Below are 1265 nucleotides of genomic sequence, written 5' to 3' on the forward strand. Positions count from 1 at the left end.
GTTGTAGATAATGCCCAAAAGCTCGTGTGGCGCGTATCTTATCAGCAAGGTTGTCAGTGTCTCTGTGGATTCCAGCCCTGAATTGATGCACTGAAAAGCTTCTGATGCCATTGCAGTTAAACCGATTAGAAGTGCTGTCTCTGTGTCCAATGCGGCGTCATTCAATTGATGGACAATGCTTTGCGGAGAATGATATTCACTGACATTTTTAGAAAGCAATGCATTGGAAAATGCCTGAACGTAGCTTTCTCCGGTATAACGGCTATGCAACACTCTAAAGTAGGCCGAAAGTTCATCCATGGTAAGAAAATGAGGACCAAGAAAAGCAAGAAACATCAGTACTAAATCATTATTAACACCAATATCACTGAAATAATGTTCCGCTGAACCTAAATGAAAATAATGAAAACAAGGATTAGTTCTGTCATTTATGTTGACAGACAAAAACATCTTTTCAAAAAGGCTTTTTGCCATTGCATTGATTAACTCTTTATCATTCGAATTTCTTCCATTGATCTTATTTATATTTATAGTGAATATATGATGTATAAGTCTGAGTACATCTTGAATGCGATTTTTGTGAAATCGTTCATCCATGGCCACATAATTAAAATAAAAGTTTATCAGACGTTTAAAGTCTTGCTCAGTCACTTCGTAATTTTCACAAATTTCCAGTCGCCCATCTCCAGATACATGGTCAGAGGCTAAATTAAGATTGACAAAGCCAATGCGGATGTTTTCAAGTGGGCTCTGGTCTGTGTGTCTCGGTTTTCGGTTTAAAGGCAGTTTTGAGTTCGCCTTGAAATAGTCGTAAAATTCTCTAAGGATATAGGCGTCATTTGCCAGCCCCTGCTGATAAAAAAAAACACTGAAAATAAAAGCGTCTTATAGGAATACCATAAGGTCATACTTTCACCTGCTCTCGTTAAAACAACTGCACTACTACAACTGACATTTATCAGCAATAAATAAACCACTGTCGCATAATAAAGCCCTGAAGGCTGAATTATTCAGGGCTTTGGTAAAAGACAGTTTAGCTCTGTTTTAATACACTCGTGAAAACATATAGCAATCGATGCCGTTTATAGTAGGTAGCAATAATGGGCAGAAGATGTATCTCTGGCTCTCAGGCAAATACAGCCTCAAGCAATACACCAGTAATGTGCACACATTCAATAAAAAGACTTGTCGATCACCTTCATGTATGATGAAGGTGTTTCCCGGCAAAACGGGCAGTCCCTCTGCTCATGTACAATTCGCCCGGC

General features: G+C 38.7%; 1 protein-coding gene. It reads right to left on the reverse strand.

The annotated features are described in order from the left end of the window. The coding region (locus KDK16_RS11215; protein ID WP_257276168.1) for a hypothetical protein at nucleotides 1-597 on the reverse strand (597 nt) is incomplete at its 3' end. Between the last annotated feature and the right edge of the window lie 668 nt (nucleotides 598-1265).

Source organism: Endozoicomonas sp. SESOKO4 (assembly GCF_024606275.1).